The sequence below is a fragment of the Zoogloea sp. GW822-FHT05C07 genome (assembly GCF_058800215.1).
The window spans coordinates 4,998,714-5,018,094 of record NZ_CM179510.1; the positions used below are offsets into that span (position 1 = coordinate 4,998,714).

At 61.9% G+C, this 19,381-nt stretch carries 17 protein-coding genes and 2 pseudogenes; 12 read left to right on the plus strand and 7 right to left on the minus strand.

Annotated features, from left to right (window positions below):
• Positions 1-55 precede the first annotated feature (55 nt).
• On the plus strand, positions 56-1,324 hold the full coding sequence (locus tag AC3QL2_RS22990; protein WP_493236663.1) for a hypothetical protein: 1,269 nt from the start codon (positions 56-58) through the stop codon (positions 1,322-1,324).
• Positions 1,325-1,338: 14 nt separating this feature from the next.
• Positions 1,339-2,538 carry an MFS transporter gene (locus AC3QL2_RS22995; RefSeq protein ID WP_493232646.1) on the plus strand — a complete coding sequence of 400 codons (1,200 nt, stop codon included), beginning with the start codon at positions 1,339-1,341 and terminating at the stop codon, positions 2,536-2,538.
• Positions 2,539-2,625: 87 nt separating this feature from the next.
• Here AC3QL2_RS22995 and groL read toward each other — a convergent pair whose 3' ends face one another.
• Both groL and AC3QL2_RS23005 read right to left on the minus strand, forming a co-directional pair.
• The gene (gene groL / locus AC3QL2_RS23000; protein ID WP_493232647.1) at positions 2,626-4,260 is read right to left on the minus strand and encodes a chaperonin GroEL; all 1,635 of its coding nucleotides are present in this window, start codon (positions 4,258-4,260) and stop codon (positions 2,626-2,628) included.
• Between the two features lie 59 nt (positions 4,261-4,319).
• Positions 4,320-4,610, minus strand: coding sequence for a co-chaperone GroES (locus AC3QL2_RS23005; protein ID WP_493232648.1), 291 nt, complete (start codon positions 4,608-4,610; stop codon positions 4,320-4,322).
• A gap of 377 nt (positions 4,611-4,987) precedes the next feature.
• On the opposite strand from AC3QL2_RS23005, the gene AC3QL2_RS23010 reads away from it, so the two are divergent.
• From AC3QL2_RS23010 to AC3QL2_RS23030, 5 genes are all read left to right on the plus strand, one after another.
• Positions 4,988-5,305, plus strand: a complete 318-nt coding sequence (locus AC3QL2_RS23010; RefSeq protein ID WP_481114219.1) for a DUF2325 domain-containing protein — start codon at positions 4,988-4,990, stop codon at positions 5,303-5,305.
• A 124-nt stretch (positions 5,306-5,429) separates the two neighbouring features.
• Positions 5,430-6,275: a methionine ABC transporter ATP-binding protein gene (locus AC3QL2_RS23015; RefSeq protein WP_493232649.1), complete on the plus strand. Its 846-nt coding sequence runs from the start codon at positions 5,430-5,432 to the stop codon at positions 6,273-6,275.
• On the plus strand, positions 6,268-6,933 hold the full coding sequence (locus AC3QL2_RS23020; RefSeq protein ID WP_481114217.1) for a methionine ABC transporter permease: 666 nt from the start codon (positions 6,268-6,270) through the stop codon (positions 6,931-6,933). Before AC3QL2_RS23015 ends, AC3QL2_RS23020 begins: the two co-directional genes overlap by 8 nt.
• A 41-nt stretch (positions 6,934-6,974) precedes the next feature.
• Positions 6,975-7,811 (plus strand): MetQ/NlpA family ABC transporter substrate-binding protein, encoded by an 837-nt coding sequence (locus tag AC3QL2_RS23025; protein WP_493232650.1) that lies wholly within the window; start codon positions 6,975-6,977, stop codon positions 7,809-7,811.
• A 182-nt stretch (positions 7,812-7,993) separates the two neighbouring features.
• Positions 7,994-8,212 (plus strand): antitoxin Xre/MbcA/ParS toxin-binding domain-containing protein, encoded by a 219-nt coding sequence (locus AC3QL2_RS23030; protein ID WP_493232651.1) that lies wholly within the window; start codon positions 7,994-7,996, stop codon positions 8,210-8,212.
• A gap of 32 nt (positions 8,213-8,244) precedes the next feature.
• On the opposite strand, the gene AC3QL2_RS23035 is transcribed toward AC3QL2_RS23030, so the two are convergent.
• Positions 8,245-8,610, minus strand: coding sequence for a hypothetical protein (locus AC3QL2_RS23035; protein ID WP_493232652.1), 366 nt, complete (start codon positions 8,608-8,610; stop codon positions 8,245-8,247).
• 45 nt (positions 8,611-8,655) lie between these two features.
• On the opposite strand from AC3QL2_RS23035, the pseudogene AC3QL2_RS23040 reads away from it, so the two are divergent.
• Both AC3QL2_RS23040 and AC3QL2_RS23045 read left to right on the plus strand, forming a co-directional pair.
• A pseudogene (locus AC3QL2_RS23040) lies at positions 8,656-8,919 on the plus strand (transposase domain-containing protein); the annotation flags it as partial.
• Between the two features lie 238 nt (positions 8,920-9,157).
• Positions 9,158-10,108, plus strand: coding sequence for a hypothetical protein (locus AC3QL2_RS23045; RefSeq protein WP_493232655.1), 951 nt, complete (start codon positions 9,158-9,160; stop codon positions 10,106-10,108).
• A 167-nt stretch (positions 10,109-10,275) separates the two neighbouring features.
• Here the strand turns inward: AC3QL2_RS23045 and AC3QL2_RS23050 are convergent, their stop codons facing one another.
• Positions 10,276-11,073 carry a hypothetical protein gene (locus AC3QL2_RS23050; protein WP_493232656.1) on the minus strand — a complete coding sequence of 266 codons (798 nt, stop codon included), beginning with the start codon at positions 11,071-11,073 and terminating at the stop codon, positions 10,276-10,278.
• A 647-nt stretch (positions 11,074-11,720) separates the two neighbouring features.
• Positions 11,721-12,704 (minus strand): IS5 family transposase, encoded by a 984-nt coding sequence (locus AC3QL2_RS23055; protein ID WP_493232657.1) that lies wholly within the window; start codon positions 12,702-12,704, stop codon positions 11,721-11,723.
• 128 nt (positions 12,705-12,832) lie between these two features.
• On the opposite strand from AC3QL2_RS23055, the gene AC3QL2_RS23060 reads away from it, so the two are divergent.
• Positions 12,833-14,377: a hypothetical protein gene (locus AC3QL2_RS23060; protein WP_493232658.1), complete on the plus strand. Its 1,545-nt coding sequence runs from the start codon at positions 12,833-12,835 to the stop codon at positions 14,375-14,377.
• Between the two features lie 85 nt (positions 14,378-14,462).
• Here AC3QL2_RS23060 and AC3QL2_RS23065 read toward each other — a convergent pair.
• Positions 14,463-14,966: pseudogene (locus tag AC3QL2_RS23065) on the minus strand (transposase); the annotation flags it as partial.
• Positions 14,967-15,355: 389 nt separating this feature from the next.
• Complete coding sequence (locus AC3QL2_RS23070; protein ID WP_493232660.1) at positions 15,356-16,432, minus strand: AraC family transcriptional regulator; 1,077 nt, start codon at positions 16,430-16,432, stop codon at positions 15,356-15,358.
• A gap of 148 nt (positions 16,433-16,580) precedes the next feature.
• On the opposite strand from AC3QL2_RS23070, the gene AC3QL2_RS23075 reads away from it, so the two are divergent.
• Together AC3QL2_RS23075 and AC3QL2_RS23080 are read left to right on the plus strand one after the other, a co-directional pair.
• Positions 16,581-17,753 carry an isovaleryl-CoA dehydrogenase gene (locus tag AC3QL2_RS23075; protein WP_493232661.1) on the plus strand — a complete coding sequence of 391 codons (1,173 nt, stop codon included), beginning with the start codon at positions 16,581-16,583 and terminating at the stop codon, positions 17,751-17,753.
• Between the two features lie 14 nt (positions 17,754-17,767).
• Positions 17,768-19,375, plus strand: coding sequence for a carboxyl transferase domain-containing protein (locus tag AC3QL2_RS23080; protein WP_493232662.1), 1,608 nt, complete (start codon positions 17,768-17,770; stop codon positions 19,373-19,375).
• The last annotated feature ends 6 nt before the right edge of the window (positions 19,376-19,381 follow it).

Sequence of the window (19,381 nt, forward strand, 5' to 3'; positions counted from 1 at the left end):
ATTCAAGACGATGCGTGAATCGGATACACGGCACACGTTGCTCAGGCGCCAGCCCTTGGCCTCGGCCTTGCTGGCCGCGATGATCGTGCTGGCTGCATTGACAGGGACTGGCCACGGGCCGCCAAGCGGGTGGGCCGGCGCCAGCGCCTGGCTGGCCGCAGCGCTCCTGTGGCCGCGCCTGCCGGCTGCGCAGAAACGCCAGGCCGTGTTGCTGGCGGGTTGCGGGCTGCTGGCCTTCGGGGTGAGTCTGTTCAATGGCCAGCGTCCGGCGTGGCTCAGTGTGCTGACGCAGAATACGGCGCTGCTGGGCATGCTCGGGGCGGTGAGCTTCCTGCAGTTGCTCAACACGGCGGAAGACGCCCGCGAGACGCTGCCGCAGGGGCGAAAGGCCTTGTGGCGCACGGCCCTTGGCGTGCATCTGCTGGGGGCGGTCATCAACCTGTCCGCGGTCTTCATCATGGCCGAGCGGATCAGGGCGACGGGCAAGCTCCGTCCCGAGCAGGCAATGATTCTCGGGCGGGCCTTTTTGGCGGCGGCCCTGTGGTCGCCCTTCTTTGCGGCCACCGCGGTTGCGCTGACCAATGCGCCGGGCGCCAATCCAATGCGGCTGGCCGGCATCGGCGCGGCGCTCGCTGCCGTGCTGCTGGTGCTGGCAGTGCGCGATATCGAAAGAGCGCTGGGCAACAGCAGCGCGACCTTTGTCGGCTACCCCATGCATCTGCGGGCGCTGCGTGTGCCGGCCTTGCTCTCCGTGCTGGTTGCGGCCGGGCATTGGCTGCTTCCGCAGTGGGCGGCGCTGTCCATCGTCAGCCTGTCTGCGCTGGCGATCGTCTGCGCGGTGACCTCCGTTGAGCGGGGCCCCAGGGCCGCTGCACGGTCGATCTACCGCCATGCCAGGGATCGCCTGCCCGGCATGTCCGGCGAGCTCATCCTGTTTCTGGCGGCCGGGGTCTTTGCCAGCGGCTTGCAGTCGCTGATCAGCCTCGGCGGCGTGTGGATGCCTTTCAGTGCATTCGGCACCTTCGAGGCGGCGATCATCCTCGCCCTGATGATCCTGCTGTCCATTCTCGGTATCCACGTGGTGATCTCGATCACCATCATGGCGTCCTGGCTGGCGCCGCTTCACCCGGAACCCGACCTGCTTGCCCTGGTCTTCGTCGAGTCGTGGGCCATTGGACTTGCCGCAGGGTCGATGTCCGGCATCCACATCGCCATCCAGGGGCGCTTCGGCGTCCCGGCCGGCACCTTGGCGCGCGGCAACATGCGCTATTGCCTGCAAGCCTACTGTCTCGCCGTCGTGTGGCTGGCGCTCGCTTCCAGATAAGAAAAACTCCCATCATGACCGCTCCCCCCGACCGTGAGCTTCGCCGGCCCATCTTGCTGCTCTCTGCGGCGGCTTTCGCCAGTGCTGTTTCCGCGCGCCTGTGCGACCCGATGTTGCCCGATCTGGCGCGGCAGTTTGCCGCCTCGCCGGCCGAGGTGGCCCACGTGGTGTCGGGCTTCGCGGTGGCCTACGGGCTGGTGCAGGCTTTCTTCGGGCCCCTGGGCGACCGCCTCGGCAAGTACCGTTTGATCGCGCTGACCACCCTGCTGTGCACCCTCGGTACCCTCGGCGCCGCGCTGGCCGCGTCCCTCGACCTGCTGATCCTGGCGCGCGTATTCACCGGGGTGGCTGCGGCGGGCATCATTCCGCTCTCGATGGCCTGGATTGGCGACAAGGTCTCCTATGCAGAGCGCCAGCACACCCTGGCCCGCTTCATCGGCGGACAGATCGCCGGAGTGATTGCCGGCCAGCTGATCGGCGGGGTGCTCACCGATACGGTGGGCTGGCGCTGGGCCTTCGGCTTCGTCTGTCTGCTCTATCTGGTGATTGGCCTGCGCGTCCTGACGGAGTCGCGGCGCAATCCGCTGACCTACCCGCAGCCTGGCGCCACGGGCGGGCAGGGCGGGTTGGTGGCCCAGATTGGGAGCTTGTTCGGCGTGCCGTGGGCACGGGTGATTCTGGCGGTGGTCTTCGTTGAGGGCATGCTCGTGTTCGGCGGCCTGGCCTTCGTGCCGCTCTACCTGCATGACCGCTTTGCGCTGAGCATGTCGCAGGCGGGCTTGCTTATGGGCATGTTCGGGTTGGGCGGGCTGTCCTACATCCTGTTTGCCCGGCGCCTGGTGAAGTGGCTGGGGGAATTGGGCCTGGCCATTGGCGGTGCGGCCCTGATCGCGCTGGCCTGGCTGCTGATCGCCAGCGGCCCGGCGTGGGGCTGGGCCGTGCCGGCCTGCGCGCTGCTGGGGTTGGGTTACTACATGTTCCACAACACCCTGCAGACCCACGCAACCCAGATGGCGCCGCAGGTGCGGGGCACCGCGGTGTCCCTGTTCGCATCCTGCTTCTTCCTCGGCCAGGCGCTCGGCGTCTCAGCAGGCGGGCTGCTCTACGAAACCCGCGGTGCGCTGATGGTCTTTGGCCTGGCGGCCAGCGTGATGGTGCCGCTGGGGGCCGTCTTCGCCGTGCTGCTCCGGCGGCACCACCGGCGCACGGCTTGATTGCCCAGCGGCTGATGGACACAAAAAAGCCGGCCCCGAAGGGCCGGCCGTCACGAGCAGGGGGGCTGCCGTGAGGTGATCAGCGGATCAGAAGCCGCCGCCGAAGCCTTCCGGATGGTGGCCGGGAGGCACGGCCGCCTTGTCGTCCGGCAGTTCGGCGACGATGGCGTCGGTGGTGAGGATCAGCGCCGCCACAGACGCGGCGTTCTGCAGCGCGGAGCGGGTGACCTTGGCCGGATCGAGCACGCCTTGCTCGACCAGGTCGCCGTAGGTGCCGTTGCCGGCGTTGTAGCCGAAGTTGCCGTCGCCCTCGATGACCTTGTTGACCACCACCGAGGCTTCGTCGCCGGCATTGGCGACGATCTGGCGCAGGGGCTCCTCGACGGCGCGCAGCACGATCTTGATGCCTGCATCCTGGTCGTGGTTGTCGCCCTTGAGCTCGGAGATGGCCTTGCGGGCGCGCAGAAGCGCCACGCCGCCGCCGGGCACCACGCCTTCTTCTACCGCCGCACGGGTGGCGTGCAGCGCGTCTTCCACGCGGGCCTTCTTCTCCTTCAGCTCGACTTCAGTGGCCGCGCCGACCTTGATCACCGCCACGCCGCCGGCCAGCTTGGCCTTGCGCTCCTGCAGCTTCTCCTTGTCGTAGTCGGAGGTGGCTTCGGCGATCTGCGCATCGATGATGCCCACGCGGGCCTTGATGGCGTCGGCGCTGCCGAGGCCGTCCACCACGGTGGTGTTTTCCTTGCCGACTTCGATGCGCTTGGCCTGGCCGAGGTCGTCCAACGTGGCCTTGTCCAGCGTCAGGCCGACTTCCTCGGCGATCACGCGGCCACCGGTCAGGATGGCGATGTCTTCCAGGATAGCCTTGCGGCGGTCGCCGAAGCCCGGCGCCTTGACGGCGACAACCTTCAGGATGCCGCGGATGGTGTTGACCACCAGCGTCGCCAGGGCTTCGCCTTCCACGTCCTCGGCGATGATCAACAGCGGCCGGCCGGCCTTGGCCACTTGTTCCAGCACCGGCAGCAGGTCGCGGATGTTGGAGATCTTCTTGTCGAACAGCAGGATGAACGGATCGTCCAGCGCGGCGATCTGCTTGTCCGGGTTGTTGATGAAGTAGGGCGACAGGTAGCCGCGGTCGAACTGCAGGCCTTCCACCACGTCCAGTTCGTTGGCCAGGGACTTGCCGTCTTCCACGGTGATCACGCCGGACTTGCCGACGCGGTCGATGGCGTCGGCGATGATCTGGCCGATGTCGGCGTCGGAGTTGGCGGAGATGGCGCCGACCTGGGCGATTTCCTTGCTGGTGGTGGTCGGGCGGGCGATGTTCTTGATCTCTGCGACGATGGCGACGACAGCCTTGTCGATGCCGCGCTTGAGATCGGTGGGGTTGTAGCCGGCGGCCACGTACTTGAAGCCTTCACGCACGATGGCCTGGGCCAGCACGGTGGCGGTGGTGGTGCCGTCGCCGGCGTTGTCGGAGGTCTTGGACGCGACTTCCTTCACCAGTTGCGCGCCGATGTTCTCGTACTTGTCCTTCAGTTCGATTTCCTTGGCGACGGACACACCGTCCTTGGTCACCGTCGGGGCGCCGAAGGCACGCTCCAGGACCACGTTGCGGCCCTTGGGGCCGAGGGTGACCTTGACCGCGTCGGCCAGGATGTTGACGCCGACGACGATGCGGGCACGGGCGTCGTCGCCGAAGAGGACTTTCTTGGATGCCATGAGTGGAGAGCTCCTGATTCTTGATGTCTTGTGGTGTTGTCGGGTGCGAGGCTGAAGAATCAGCCTTCGATGATCGCGATGACGTCTTCCTCGCGCAGCACGAGGGCGTCGCTGCCGTTGATCTTGACGGCCTGGCCGGCGTATTTGCCGAACAGCACGCGGTCGCCGACCTTGACGGCCAGCGGACGCAGCTCGCCGCTGTTAAGCAGCTTGCCGTTGCCGACAGCCAGCACTTCACCCTGATCGGGCTTTTCACCGGCGCTGTCGGGGATGACGATGCCGCTGGCGGTGGTGCGCTCCGGATCGAGGCGCTTGACGATGACGCGGTCGTAGAGCGGACGAATGGCCATTTTTCTGAGTTCTCCGTTGCGTGATTTGAACAATCCGGCCGGCCTGCGATGGCAGGGCTGCGGCCTTGGACTGCCTATCGCAAGGGCAATGCCAGCACTCGACGCCTTTGATTGCTAACAGAAATCCTCTCGGCCGCAGCGCAGGTGCTGTTGAAATTTCAGCAGCAATGCTCTCCAGCTGCCCTTATGGCAGCACTTCTTGGCCTTCATGAATAAGCGTGAATTCAAAATATTCAATAGCTTAGCTGCGCTGCTGGAATAGCGCCTATGCCCCGTCCGGCTGCAATGCATATCGAAAGAATTTGGTTTGGTGCGCTGCGGGGCCGCGACACACTCACGTCATTCGTGCTGCGGCACGCTTTGAAGGAGTCGCCGATATGCAGGCAGTGATCGTGGGAGCGGACCGCATCGAAGGTATCCGCAGTGAAATCCTGCGGGTGGCCGACCAGTTCGGCATCAAGCAGATCGACCATTGGACAGGCCGCAAGGCTTCCGAGAACCGGCGCCAGCTGTCGCGCCGTACCGGCCTGGTGGTCTTCATGTGCGACCGCGCCAATCACATGCTGATGCGCAATGTGCGCAAGCAGGCCGAAGACCTGGGCATTCCCATGGTGTTCTGCCGGCATTCCGCCACCGAAGTGCGCGAACGGCTCGACGACCTGAGCTGCGCCCGTTGCGCGCATCGCAAGCAGTAAGAAAAAGCCCGCCGAGGGTGGAAAGCTATCCACCGCGGCGCTGTAAAGCTCAGCAGGATTACTTGGTTCGGGAGCGGGCAGGGCGGCGCTAGAGTCGCCCCATCGCTTCATTTTGCATACAGCCATGTCCCGAACCAGCGAGCCTTTGCCAGCCTCACCGGCCATTGAATTGCGCGGCGTCTCCCGCCGTTTCACCGATCCGGGTGGGCAGAGCGTCGGCGTCCAGCCGACCAGCTTGGCGGTACCCGCCGGCGAGATCCACGGCATCATCGGCTTCTCGGGCGCCGGCAAATCCACGCTGCTGCGCCTGGTCAATCTGCTCGAACGCCCTGATGCGGGCGAGGTGATCGTGCACGGCCAGGACCTGACCCGCCTGTCCGCGCCGGCGCTGCGCCAGGCGCGCCACCGCATCGGCATGATCTTCCAGCACTTCAACCTGCTGCATAACCTCACGGTGGCCGAGAACGTCGCGCTGCCGATGCGCCTGTCCGGCGAGCCGGCGGCGCGAATCCGCGAACGCGTGGCGGCCTGCCTCGACTTCGTCGGCCTTGCCGCCAAGGCCGACGTACATCCCGGCCGCCTGTCCGGCGGACAGAAGCAGCGCGTCGCAATCGCCCGCGCGCTGGCGCCCGAGCCCCATGTGCTGCTCGCCGACGAACCGACTTCCGCGCTGGACCCACGGACCACGCTGGACCTGCTCGGCGTGCTGGCCGACGCCAACCGGCGCTTCGGTGTGACGATCCTGCTGGTCAGCCACGAGATGGAAGTCATCCGCCGCCTGTGCCATCGCGTGTCAGTGATGGAGGCGGGGCAGATCGTCGAACAGCTCGACATCGCCGATGGCCGTATCCCGGAAGGCTCGCTCCTGGGCGGCTGGCTGGCGGAGTTCGGCGGGGCGGCGGGCGGTGCTTCGTCCGCGCCGATTGAGCCCGCGCCCCATCACCTCGCCCAGGAGAGCGCCCATGCTTGAGACCCTCGAAGAACTGCTGCCGGAGATCCTCAAGGCCACCGGCGAAACCCTGCTGATGATGGGCATCTGCCTGTCGGCGGCCCTCGTGCTGGGCGGCGCCCTCGGGCTGCTGGTCTTCCTCACCAGCCGGGGCCAGGCGCTGGAGCGCTACCGGGCCTTCAACCTGCTGGCCAACGGCGTCATCAACGTCGTGCGCTCCTTCCCCTTCATCATCCTGCTGGTGGCGATCTCGCCCTTCACGCGGGTCGTGGCCGGCACGTCCATCGGGCCGCTGGCGGCCAGCGTGCCGCTGTCCATCGCCGCCATCTTCTATTTCGCGCGCCTCATCGAGCAGACCCTGCGCGACGTGCCGCGAGGCGTCATCGAAGCGGCCGAAGCGATGGGCGCCTCGCCGCTGCAGATCGTGCGCCACGTGCTGCTCGTCGAGGCCCGTTCCGGCCTGGTGCTGGCAGTCACCGTGCTGGCGGTGAGCTTCCTGTCCTACTCGGCGGTGGCCGGCGTGGTGGGCGGCGGCGGCATCGGCGACCTGGCCATCCGCTACGGCTACTACCGCTTCCAGACCGATGTGATGCTGATCACCATCGTCCTGCTCGTGGCCCTCGTGCAGAGCATCCAGTTTCTCGGCCAGTGGCTGGCCCGGCGCGTGGACAAGCGCTGACCCCTCAAGAATTCGATCCAGACAAAACAGGAGAACACAGCATGAATGCCTCTCGACGTCAGTTCGGCCTGCGGGCACTGCACATTGCCGCCGTCCTCGGCGTGGCCGCCAGCCTGGGCCTCGGCCACGGCAACGCCCACGCGCAGGAAAAGAAGACCCTGACCCTCGGCGCCACCGCCGGCTCCAACTTCGACCAGCTCAAGCTCGGCATCAAGCCCGTGCTCGAAAAAAAGGGCTACACCGTCAAGCTCGTCGAATTCAACGACTACGTGCAGCCCAACCTCGCACTGGCCCAGGGCTCGCTGGATGCCAACCTGTTCCAGCACATCATCTACCTCAAGAAATTCTCGGCGGACAAAGGCCTCAACCTGACGGACATCACCAAGGCCCCCATCGCGCCCCTCGGGCTGTACTCCAAGAAGCGCAAGAGCCTCGCTGAGCTGAAGAGCGGCGACCGCATCACGCTGCCCAACGACCCCAGCAACCTGGCCCGCGCGCTGGTCTTCCTGGAACAGAACAAGCTGATCAAGGTGAAGCAGGGCGTCGATCCGCTCAAGGCCACCGAGAAGGACGTCGCCGAGAACCCCCACAAACTCGTGCTGACCCCCATCGAAGCCGCCCAGCTGCCGCGCACGCTGGACGACGCCGACTTCGTGGTGATCAACGGCAACTTCGCCATCTCCTCCGGCCTCAAGCTCACCGAAGCGGTCGTGCTGGAAAAGACCCCGGACCACTACCTCAACGTCGTCGCGGTGAAGACCGAAGACAAGGACAAGCCGTGGGCCAAGGATCTGGCCGCAGCCTTCCGCACGCCGGAATACCGGGCGGCGCTGGACAAGCACTTCCAGGGGTATGCGCGGCCGGCATTCCTGCAGTAAGGCGAGGGCACACAGAAGCAGGGCGCTGAGGGCGCCGGGTGCAATGTCCGGCCCCTCCAGCACCGCCCTCGGCCGCAATCGTTGAATCTTTGCGCCACTTGGCGCACCATCACTTTCATTGTGGCGACATGAGTTCATCCTTGCAGGACCGTCTGGCGAGCCGCTTGGGAGGCGCCCTCGGCATGCCCACGGCCATCGATGAGATGAGTCTCGCCCGAATGCTCCGCCTGCAGTTGTTGGCGGAGCTGGTTTTTGGGGATGCCCAACGGGCCCAAGACTGGCTTCATACCCCCAAAAAACGCCTCGACGGCACGGCGCCGATGGACTTTGCAAGTGATGCACTGGGTTTCGAAGCCGTCGAGAACTGGCTTCACGAGATCGACCAAGGGCATTTCGCTTGATCCTGTGGCCGATCAGCAATTACGCCGACCTCTCAGGCGCCTGACGAACCCTGCGCCAGCAGCGCCCCCAGCCGCGTGAAGAAATCCTTGTCCCGCGCGTACTGCTCGCTGGAGATCAGCCCCCGCTGGTCCTCCAGCGCGGCCAGGAAGTTGCTGACGATCTGGCGGTAGCTGTCGATGTCGTCGGCCTTGTAGGGGGAGGGCGTGTTCTGGCCGTCGATGCGCAGGCCATATACGGCGTCGTGCATCATCAGGCCATAGGTCATCGCATCGCCATCGGGCATGGCTGCGGTGGCCTGGAACCACGCCTCCCGAACCGCAGCGGGGGCGTCGTCGGGCGGGAAGTGGGCGGTGAGGGCCGCCCCGACCTCGTCGAAGCCATCGCCATTGAGATCCACGCTGAAGCCCTCCGGCAACAGCAGGTTGCGGGCGCCTTCCTCGCTGATTCAGGCTTGCCCATTGATAACAACCACGATGAACAGCAGATCAGACCTCGGGCGAGGGGCCGAAAGAACGGGGGGGTTGCCGGAACAGCGCCGGCGGGTCAGCGCGCGGCCGCAGTGATGAGCCTGATCCAAAGCGCCAAGCTCAACGGGCTTTACCCTTACGTGTACTTGCGCGATGCGTTCACGCGACTGCCCACACACAAGGTTAGCCAGATCTCGGAATTACTGCCCCACTGCTCGGCAAGTGTACCCGCGGGCTGAATTCACTAGACACTTACGCCGGTTGGCGTGGACACGGATACGCTATTTCGGCTGCTTTTGGGGAGACGGAATGGCTGAGCGCTTACGCCCTAACCGATACGCCCAAAACGAATAACATTGGTAATATTTCGCATTCTGTGAGGCCGAGCTTCGATAGCATTGGCTTTTAGATTGTTGTCGGTTCTTATGAGCAACAATAAATTTTGAAAACGATGTGATATGAAGCCAGATTGTTTGGTTGCATCCTCCGCTCAAAGAAATAAGGTCAGCGCTAACAAAATCTACCATCCGGAAGGATATTGTGATTTATAAATTTATTATTGCCGTTATTGTCAATGCTCTGATATTCCCGTGTGTTTATGCTGAAGAGCAGAATGGTCGACTCTTAACAAAAGGCTGGAGTCCTGACAAATTTACTTATGAAAGTGTAAAGGGTGGTAAAGGTGTTTGGGGATTCGACTTTAAGATATTTTATTCAAAATATAAATCTTCCACTGCCCGGTTAGTAAAAGGAGAATATGAAACAACCGACGATTTCCTGGCTCGACTGAAGAACTCAGACCCTATAGTAGCTCCTTTTAGCTCAAAGGCTGAATATGTATTTACGTTCGAAAATACATCTTATTCATACGATCCAGATAAGCAAGCTTTTTTGCCATCAAGACCTGAAGTAGCTGGTTGTGGCGCATCAATCGATTTTGATGGTTGGCACAGTTGCGAAATTGGAAAAATTGGCAGGACTACGCAAGAAAAAGTAGGACAGAATATATTTGGAGTAAAAAAAGAGATTCACGATACGACGGGTTCTGATTTGGTGCTTCTTGTTCGAAGTAGTAATGCTATTCTTTGGTCAATTCTTAAGTCAAATAACTGTTTCCAGTGCCGAGGTTTTTGGGTTTATGCCGGGCACGCTCTTATTGTTCCGCCTGATCGTGCAAAAAAAATAGGTCGCAACAACATACGCATAGCAATTGCTGGAAGAATAATTGAGCATGGATTTAAGGAGCTAAAGCCTGAGATTCACAGGCCGACAATAGACACTCCCTACGCCACCCAGATAAGGCGTTATGGAATTCTTTTTGAGCCAACAAGGCTTGTTTTTTACTCAAGCAAAAGTGGAGAAATTCTTGTTGATCTGGATGTAACTCAAATTGACAATAAAAAAGAGAAGATTGAAAGTGCGGAATAAAAAACTACATCTTATATAGTGTGATTGTGGACAATGAGATTCTCACAACCGGCTTACGCGTATCTGCGCTATGTGCTCATGCGACTGTGCCCACACATAGGGCTAGCTGGATCTCGGAATTACTGTCCCACCGCTGGGCAAGCGTACCCGTGGGCCGAATTCACTGCTCAATTCAGGAGGAGCGCCCCCAGCCGAGTGAAGAAATCCTTGTCCCGCGCGTACTGCTCGCTGGAGATCAGCCCCCGCTGGTCCTCCAGCGCAGCCAGGAAGTTGCCGACGATCTGGCGGTAGCTGTCCATGTCGTCGGCCTTGTAGGGGGAGGGCGTGTTGTGGCCGTCGATGCGCAGGCCATACACGGCGCCGTGCATCACCAGGCTGTAGGTCATCACATCGCCATCGGGCATCGCTGCGGTGGCTTGGAACCACGCCTCCCGAACCGCCGCGGGGGCGTCGTCGGGCGGGAAGTGGGCGGTGAGGGCCGCCCCGACTTCCTCGAAGCCATCGCCATTGAGATCCACGCTGAAGCCCTCCGGCAACAGCAGGTTGCGGGCGCCTTCCTCGCTGATCGCCGCCACGTTGATCGGCTCGGCCAGGCAGTGGTTCTTGCGGACGGCCTCCAGCTCCTCGGCTGACAGGCTGCCCAGGAACTGGCGGGCGTTGCCCATCGCGCCGCTGCCGTAAGCCTTGTTCAACACCCCCGCATACACGGCCTGACTGTCGGCGCCCACACCCCGCAGCGCGGACAGCTCCGCGTGGGTCCGCCCGAGAATGGCCTCCAGGGCCTCGGACGACGTGGGGCCCGCCTGGCCAGCCGCCGCCTGCGGCCCGGTCGTGCCCCCGTCGGCAACGACCTTGGCCGCAGCAAAGGCCGACTGGAAGGTCTGGTAGAAACTGCTGTCGGGCGTCTCGGCGTAGCTGTGGCGCTGAGACGCGGTGATCGGCTGACCTACGGCCCGAATGTCCATTTTCTGCCTCCGTGTCGGTAAGAGTTGCCGGTTGGCGGAATCGCTTGCCGGCGTCCTGGGGTGCAGGAGGAGTACACCGGCATTCAGGCAGGAAGCGTACCTGGGCACGTCCTTTTTTTCGGCCGGCCGCCAACACTTGGCTTGCCCCTTTGCTGGGGGGAGCGGTCAATCTTACTCGACGACGAGTTAAATGCGCCGGCCAGCTGACCCGCCTGTTGGTCTTCCTTGATCAGAACAAGCTCATCAAGGTAGGGCAGGGCATCAATCCGCTGAACGTCACCGAGAAGGACATGACACAGAGACCCTACTAAACGACACTGACTTCGTGGTGACTAATGGCAACTTCGCAATCTTCTCCAGCCTCAAGCTCACCAAGAAAGGCCCTGCTGGAAAGCACCGGACCACCATCTCAATGTTGTCCGTGGATAGGACTTGGGCGAGAGACCTTGCATCCCCACAAGCCATTGTGCTCGGTTGACTTTTCTAATATGTATTTTAGGTTAAGATTAAGATCTTTGACTTAAGGAAACACTGAACAAATCCCCGTTTCCTCCCAACGCAACTCTTTGCCCAAGTGCATTCATAAAATGGGGCGTGTCAGGTATCAGAAGGCCGATTTTCGAGGGGTATTCATCCGGTTTCCCCCCTCATGACGCACCTTGGCCGTGAATCGCCCGCATACGCCTCTGAGCAAGTACCAGATTGCCCAAGCCAAACAGCGAGAACAGTTGCGCCTCGTTCTTCGCCAGCCCGCGGTAGCGGGTCTTGCGGTGCCGGAACAGGTTCTTGATCACATGAAAGGGATGCTCGACCTTCGCCCGGATGCTCGCCTTGAGCTTCTCGAACCGATCCTGCAGCCCACCCAGTTCATCCGCCGGCAGGGCTTTGCGCACGCTGCGCTTCATCGCCACCAGCCATTCAACGGTCTTGCCCTGGTTCTCGGGACGTTTCTCGACGCCTTGGTAGCCCGCATCACCAAACACGGTGCGCTCCTGGCCGTGCAACAGGGCATGGGCCTGGCTGATGTCGCTGGTGTTGGCGGCCGTCGCAACCAGCGTATGCACCAGCCCCGACTTGGCATCGACGCCGATGTGAGCCTTCATGCCGAAGTGCCAGTTGTTGCCCTTCTTCGTCTGGTGCATCTCCGGGTCGCGCGCCTTGGCCTCGTTCTTCGTCGAGGGCGGGGCCGCGATCAACGTGGCATCGACGATGGTCCCTTCGCGCAGGATCAGGCCTTGTTCGGCCAGATGGGCGTTGATTACCTCGAAGATCTTGCGCGTAAGCCCGTGCGTTTCAAGCAGCCGTCTGAACTTCAGCAGGGTGGTCGCATCCGGTGCCGATTCCCGCGACAGATCAATCCCCACGAAGCCGCGGATCGCCTGACTGTCGTACAGCGTGTCCTCCATCCCCTCGTCGGACAGCCCGAAGCACTGCTGGGCCACGTACATGCGCAGCATCCGCGACAGGCCGATCGGCGGACGCCCCCGGCCTTCGCCCTTGGGGTAGAACGGCTCGATCTCCGCCTCCAACGCCGCCCACGGCGTGGCCGCGTGAATCCTGGCAAGAAAACGGTCACGCCGCGTCAGCTTCTTCTTGCCGGCGTACTCCAGTTCGGAAAAACTCGACTGCATCGATCAGGGTCTCGTGGGAGGGGCAGAGACAGAATTATCTCGCATCGGCCTGGGCGCCGAGGTGGATGGGGAATAAATCAGTGCTTCCTTAAAGCGTTATTCTGTTTTTATTAAAAATTGCGATTAAAATGAAATACTCATTCAACGGAAAGTCATACAAAACTCTAGTCTCCTGTTACGAAAGCAATAAAGGGTTGATTTCCGTCGGAATAGCCACCGTAAGGAAACGCCTGCAGCAAGGCTGGAGTCTTAATGATGCCTTGCTAACCCCAAAACAAAAAACGATAGAGACAAAGCTGGGATCTCATATTGTTGAGGGTGTTGAATATCCTAATCTTCCGTCTGTTGCTCAAAAGTATGGAATATCTGAAAATACGATATACAAGAGATACTCAAGAGGCTGCAGGAATGACGATCTTGTTCCGGAAAAAAAGAGATTTGGCTATTTGGCGCCAATCGAGAAGGAGGTTTTTAAGTTTTTTGCTGGCGGGGTTGGATATAAGAGCGCTGCGGATGCGTGCAGAAAGCTAGGGGTCAAGTTTGTTACATATAGAAAAAGATTGATAAAGGGCTTCTCAAACGAAGAGGCGCTTGGAATTTCGGTTGTGCAGGATGGACGCTCCGAAAGGGGTGTGAGATACGAACTTCTTGACAAAAATTACAGCATCGAGGAGTTATCAGAGTTATACAAAGTTTCCCGAGGCACTATTAGATATAGGCTCAAACGAGGCGCAACAACAAGGCAGGCCATAGGCCTAGATCCAATAAAAAAAGGGGATCTTCTTTTGCGTAAAGAACCCCCGAACAATAAAAGAAAGCCAATCAATCTTTTGGTCAATGGCAAGACCTATAAATCATATAAGGCACTGGCTGATGAGTACGGGCTTCAAGCTTACGTTGTAAGACAGCGCATTGTTGTATACGGATACACAGCACAAGAAGCAGTTGCTATGGATGGAAAAGAAAGATCTGTTTCAGTCGGCGGAAAAACATACAAGAGTCTGACTGAGGCCGCAAACTCTCATGGAATAACGCCAGAGGTTCTTTTGGGCCGTCTTTCCCTAGGTAGAACCATGGAAGAAGCGCTTGGATTGGTTTCTTATAAGACCTCTATTTCGGTTGAGTACAACGGCAAGCTTTACAAGAGTCTAGTTGACGTTGCGCAAGATGTCGGGATATCAGCAGGCGCCTTGCGTGCCAGAATAAGAAAGGGGATGTTGCTTGCTGATGCTGTTGCTCTTGGTGAAAGGGTTATGAATTCAGGTCGATATAACGCAACTATTTTATCTAGGGACCCAGAGTTGGCGTCAAAGCCAGCTTGGCTTTATTTTGTTGAAATTGATATAGATGGAAATCGAAAACATAAAATTGGAATAACGACGAAGAAAATTGAAGATCGACTTTCTGCGGAAGGATATGAATATTCCATTATTAATAGCGCAAAAGGAATGCTCGTTGAGTGCTTTAATCTGGAGCAGGAGCTCCTAGAACTACTGGCAGAAAAGCGTGATCAATCTCTAACAAGTGATGCGCTAGATGGATACTCTGAAGTTGTTCTTTTGTCGCCAAAGGATATTGAGGTTGTTCATGAGTTAATTAATGAATGGCAGGCAGAAAGGGCCAACAGCCAGAACCTTCGAGATGATGCATCTATTGCATCCTCCTCAAGTTGACTCCGTTCTTAAGGCTAAAGGCTGCCTTTCATAGCCGTCTCTGCCAACCGTGGCAGGCGGCTCGGTGGAGAAGTCGGTAGTGATTCTATTCGCGTACCGCTTCAAAGCGTTCGGTGTAAAGGATGGCAAATTGGTTCATTGCCTCTTTCCAGTCCCTGGCTGCCCGTCCCCAGTCCGCGGTGATGTTGCGCAGGGCCAGCCAGATCAGTTTGGTCGCGGCCTCGTCGCTTGGGAAATGCCCCCGCGTCTTGATGATCTTGCGCAACCGGGCGTTGAAGCTCTCGATGGCATTGGTGGTGTAAATCACCCGGCGGATCGGGGGTGGAAAAGCAAAGAGGGGAATCACACGATCCCATGCCCGACGCCAGGCGGCGACCACGGGTGGAAACTTCTCGCCCCAGGGGCCTTGGGCGAAGGCGTCGAGTTCGGCCTGCGCGGCTTCGGCGCTGGGCGCGGTGTAGATCGGCCGGATCGCGGCGGCCAACGCCTTGCGCTCTTTCCAGCTCGCGTAGTCGAGGCTGTTGCGGATCAGATGCACGATGCAGGTCTGCAGCGTGGTGGCCGGAAACACCGCCTCCAGAGCTTCGGGATGAGCAGCGGCTCGAAACTGCCAGCCGCGGTCGCGCGGCACCTCGATCCGCAAAGGCCCGTCTTCGGTCAGCACGGTCTTGCCGGCGGCACCGTTGCGGTGATTACCGCTCTCGCCGGGCCCGAGTCCGAGCCACATGCCCCTCCGATTTGAACTCGTTCAGCTCCGACTTAACCGCTCGCCCCTCGGACCTGAACTTTTTCTCCGCCGACTTGAACTCACTTCGCTCAGACTTGAACCATCGAAGCCGCGACTTAAGCCAGCTCCCTCCGGAGCGAAGCCAGTTCAAGTCCGAGCTGAACAAGTTCAACTAAAACTTGAACTCACTTCCCTCCGAGCATCGAAAGTTCCCCTCCGAGTTAAGCCAGCTTCCCTCGAAGGGAAGCTCTTTAAGCCAAAAGCCCAGCCGGCTCAACAAAACTCTGGCCTCGCTTCCCCCGCCCGCGAAACGCCTGCGGTGAAAGCCCGGTCCACCCCTTGAAAGCGCGGGAAAAGCTCTTCTCATTGCTGAACCCCACCAATGCCGAGATCTGCTTGATCGAGCGGGAGCTGCGGTCTAGGAGCTCGATGGCTTGGTCGCGGCGGGTTTCGTCTTTGAGTTGTTGCAGGGAGGCGCCTTCGTCCTGGAGTTGGCGGTGCAGGGTGCGCACGGAGATGTGCAGGTGGCCGGCGACTTGTTCGGCGGTGGCGCTGCGGTTGCCGGCGCTTTGCAGGAACTGGCGGACGCCCTGGACGAGGAGGCGGTCGCGGCGGTATTGCAGCACGGTCAGCGGCAGGGCGCGGTGGAGCATGGCGCGCAGGGCGTGTTCGTCGCGGCGGATCGGCAGGTCCAGGTAGCGGGGTTCGAAGCGGATGGCGGCTTGCGGGGCGTCGAAGCGCACCGGGCCGGGGAAGAGCAGCGCGTAGGCGTCGGCGTGGGGCGGGGCGGGGAAGGGGAAAGTGCTTTCCTGCAGCGGGATGCGCGAGTCGATGGCCCAGCAGGCGTAGCCGAGCACGTAGCGCAGCAGGGTGACGAGGCAGAACTCGTGCATGGGGCCGAGGTCGCGCTGGGGGGTGATGCTCAGGCGGGCCGAGGTGGGTGTTATTTCCAGTTCCAGCGTGATGTCGTCGGTGAGCAGGCGGTGGTGGCGGCACCAGCGCTTGAGGGCGACGCCCAGGTCCGGTGAGGTGATCGACGCGCGGCACAGCATGCCGTAGCTGCCCCACGGCAGGCGGCGCGAAAACCAGCCCAGGGCTTCATCGTCGAGTTCCTGCATGGCGTGGCCGGAAATGACCTCCATCTGGGCGGCGGTGACGCGTGCCGTTGGGTCATCGAGAAGGCGCGGGTCGATCTCGGCGCGGGCCAGCGCATTGGCCGGATCGCGGCCATAACGGTGGTAGGCGAGCACGATGGCGCGGATGAAGGCAATCGGCGTGGCGGCGCGGCCACCGTTTAAGGAGGCGGGCAGGACGATCTTGGCGGACATGGCGCGGATTCTCGACGCCGGTGGCACGATTTGCAACCTCGATGGCGCCTGCGGCACCGCGTTCCGGCGTACGCTGGCGAGCATTCGGCATGGGCGCGGCAAGCGCGCGCCGTGCTGCCAGACAACGATCAGTGGAGGAGACCCGCCCATGAACATCCCCAGCCTCAACTTCCATCTCGGCGAAACCATCGAGGCCCTGCGCGACACCGTGCAGGCCTTTGCGGCCAAGGAGATCGCCCCGCGCGCCGCGGACGTGGACCGGGACAACCTCTTTCCGGCCGACCTGTGGAAGAAGCTCGGCGACCTGGGCCTGCACGGCATGACGGCGCCGGAGGAATACGGTGGCACCAACATGGGCTACCTGGCCCACATCATCGCGCTGGAAGAGGTGTCCCGCGCGTCGGCCTCGGTGGGCCTGTCCTATGGCGCGCATTCCAACCTGTGCATCAACCAGATCCGCCGCAACGGCAGCGAGGCGCAGAAGCAGAAATACCTGCCCAAGCTGATCTCCGGCGACCACGTGGGCGCGCTGGCGATGAGCGAGCCGAACGCCGGCTCCGACGTGGTGAGCATGAAGCTGCGCGCCGACAAGAAGGGCGACCGCTACGTTCTCAACGGCTCCAAGATGTGGATCACCAACGGCGGCGACGCCGACACCCTGGTGGTGTACGCCAAGACCGACATCGAGGCCGGCGCCAGGGGCATGACCGCCTTCATCATCGAGAAGGGCATGAAGGGCTTCAGCCACGGCACCCACCTGGACAAGCTGGGCATGCGCGGCTCCAACACCTTCCCGCTGTTCTTCGACGACGTGGAAGTGCCGGAAGAAAACGTGCTCGGCGGCGTCGGCAACGGCACCAAGGTGCTGATGAGCGGCCTCGACTACGAGCGCGCGGTGCTGTGCGGCGGCCCGCTGGGGATCATGGCGGCCTGTATGGACGAAGTGGTGCCCTACCTGCACGAGCGCAAGCAGTTCGGCCAGAGCATCGGCGAGTTCCAGCTGATGCAGGGCAAGCTGGCCGACATGTACTCCACTTGGATGGCCACCCGCGCCTACGTATATGCGGTGGGCCAGGCCTGTGACAAGGCCGACCACGCACGCACGCTGCGCAAGGACGCGGCAGGCGCCATCCTGTATTCCGCCGAGAAAGCCACCTGGATGGCCGGTGAGGCGATCCAGACCCTCGGCGGCGTCGGCTACACCAACGACTACGCCACCGGCCGCCTGTGGCGCGACGCCAAGCTGTACGAGATCGGCGCCGGCACCAGCGAGATCCGCCGCATGCTGATCGGCCGCGAACTCTTCTCCGAAACGGCCTGAGCGGAGCTGCAGCGATGACCATCATCAAATCCAGCATCAATCCCCGCTCGCCGGAATTCCAGGCCAACGCGGAAGCCATGGGGCGCATCGTCGCCGACCTGCGCGAAAAGGCCGCCCAGGTGTCCCTCGGCGGCGGCGAAGCGGCCCGCGCCAAGCACGTGGCCCGTGGCAAGCTGCTGCCCCGCGACCGGGTGGATCACCTCCTCGATCCGGGCACGGCCTTCCTCGAGATCGGCCAGCTGGCCGCCTACGACATGTATGGCGGCGATGCGCCGTCGGCCGGGGTGATTGCCGGCATCGGCCGGGTCAGTGGCGTGGAGTGCATGATCGTCGCCAACGACGCCACCGTGAAGGGCGGCACCTACTACCCGATGACGGTCAAGAAGCACCTGCGCGCCCAGGAGATCGCTCAGCAGAACAAGCTGCCGTGCCTCTACCTCGTCGATTCCGGCGGCGCCTTCCTGCCCAAGCAGGACGAGGTGTTTCCGGATCGGGACCACTTCGGGCGGATCTTCTTCAACCAGGCCAACATGTCCGCCGAGGGTATTCCGCAGATCGCCGTGGTGATGGGCTCATGCACCGCCGGTGGCGCCTATGTGCCGGCGATGAGCGACGAGACCATCATCGTCAAGAACCAGGGCACCATCTTCCTCGGCGGCCCGCCGCTGGTGAAGGCGGCCACCGGCGAGGTGGTGACGGCGGAAGACCTGGGCGGCGGCGACGTGCATACGCGCATCTCCGGTGTGGCCGACCACCTGGCCGAGAACGACACCCACGCGCTGCACATCGCGCGGCGCATCGTTGGCACCCTCAACCGCACCAAACCGACGGACCTCAAGCTCGCCGACGCGGAAGAGCCGCTGTACGACCCGGCCGAGATCTACGGAATCATCCCCACCGACACCCGCAAGCCCTACGACGTGCGCGAGGTGATCGCCCGCATCGTCGATGGCTCGCGCTTCGACGAGTTCAAGGCCCGCTACGGCACCACGCTGGTCACCGGCTTCGCGCACCTCTATGGCATTCCGGTGGGGATCGTCGCCAACAACGGCATCCTGTTCGGCGAATCGGCCCAGAAGGGCGCCCACTTCATCGAACTGTGCGCCCAGCGCGGCGTGCCGCTGGTCTTCCTGCAGAACATCACCGGCTTCATGGTCGGCCGCAAGTACGAAAACGGCGGCATTGCCAAGGACGGCGCCAAGATGGTCACCGCCGTCGCCACGGCGCAGGTGCCCAAGCTGACGGTGCTGATCGGCGGCAGCTTCGGCGCCGGCAATTACGGCATGTGCGGCCGCGCCTACAGCCCGCGCTTCCTGTGGATGTGGCCGAACAGCCGCATCTCGGTGATGGGCGGCGAACAGGCCGCCAGTGTGCTGTCCACCGTGCGCCGCGAGGGCATCGAGGCCAAGGGCGGCAGCTGGAGCCGCGACGAGGAGGAAGCTTTCAAGTCTCCGATCCGCCAGCAGTACGAGGACCAGGGCCATCCGTACTACGCCACCGCCCGCCTGTGGGACGACGGCGTCGTCGATCCGGCCCAGACCCGCCGCGTGCTCGGCCTGTCCCTGTCGGCCAGCCTCAACGCGCCGATCCAGCCGACCCGCTTCGGCGTGTTCCGGATGTAAGGGGCC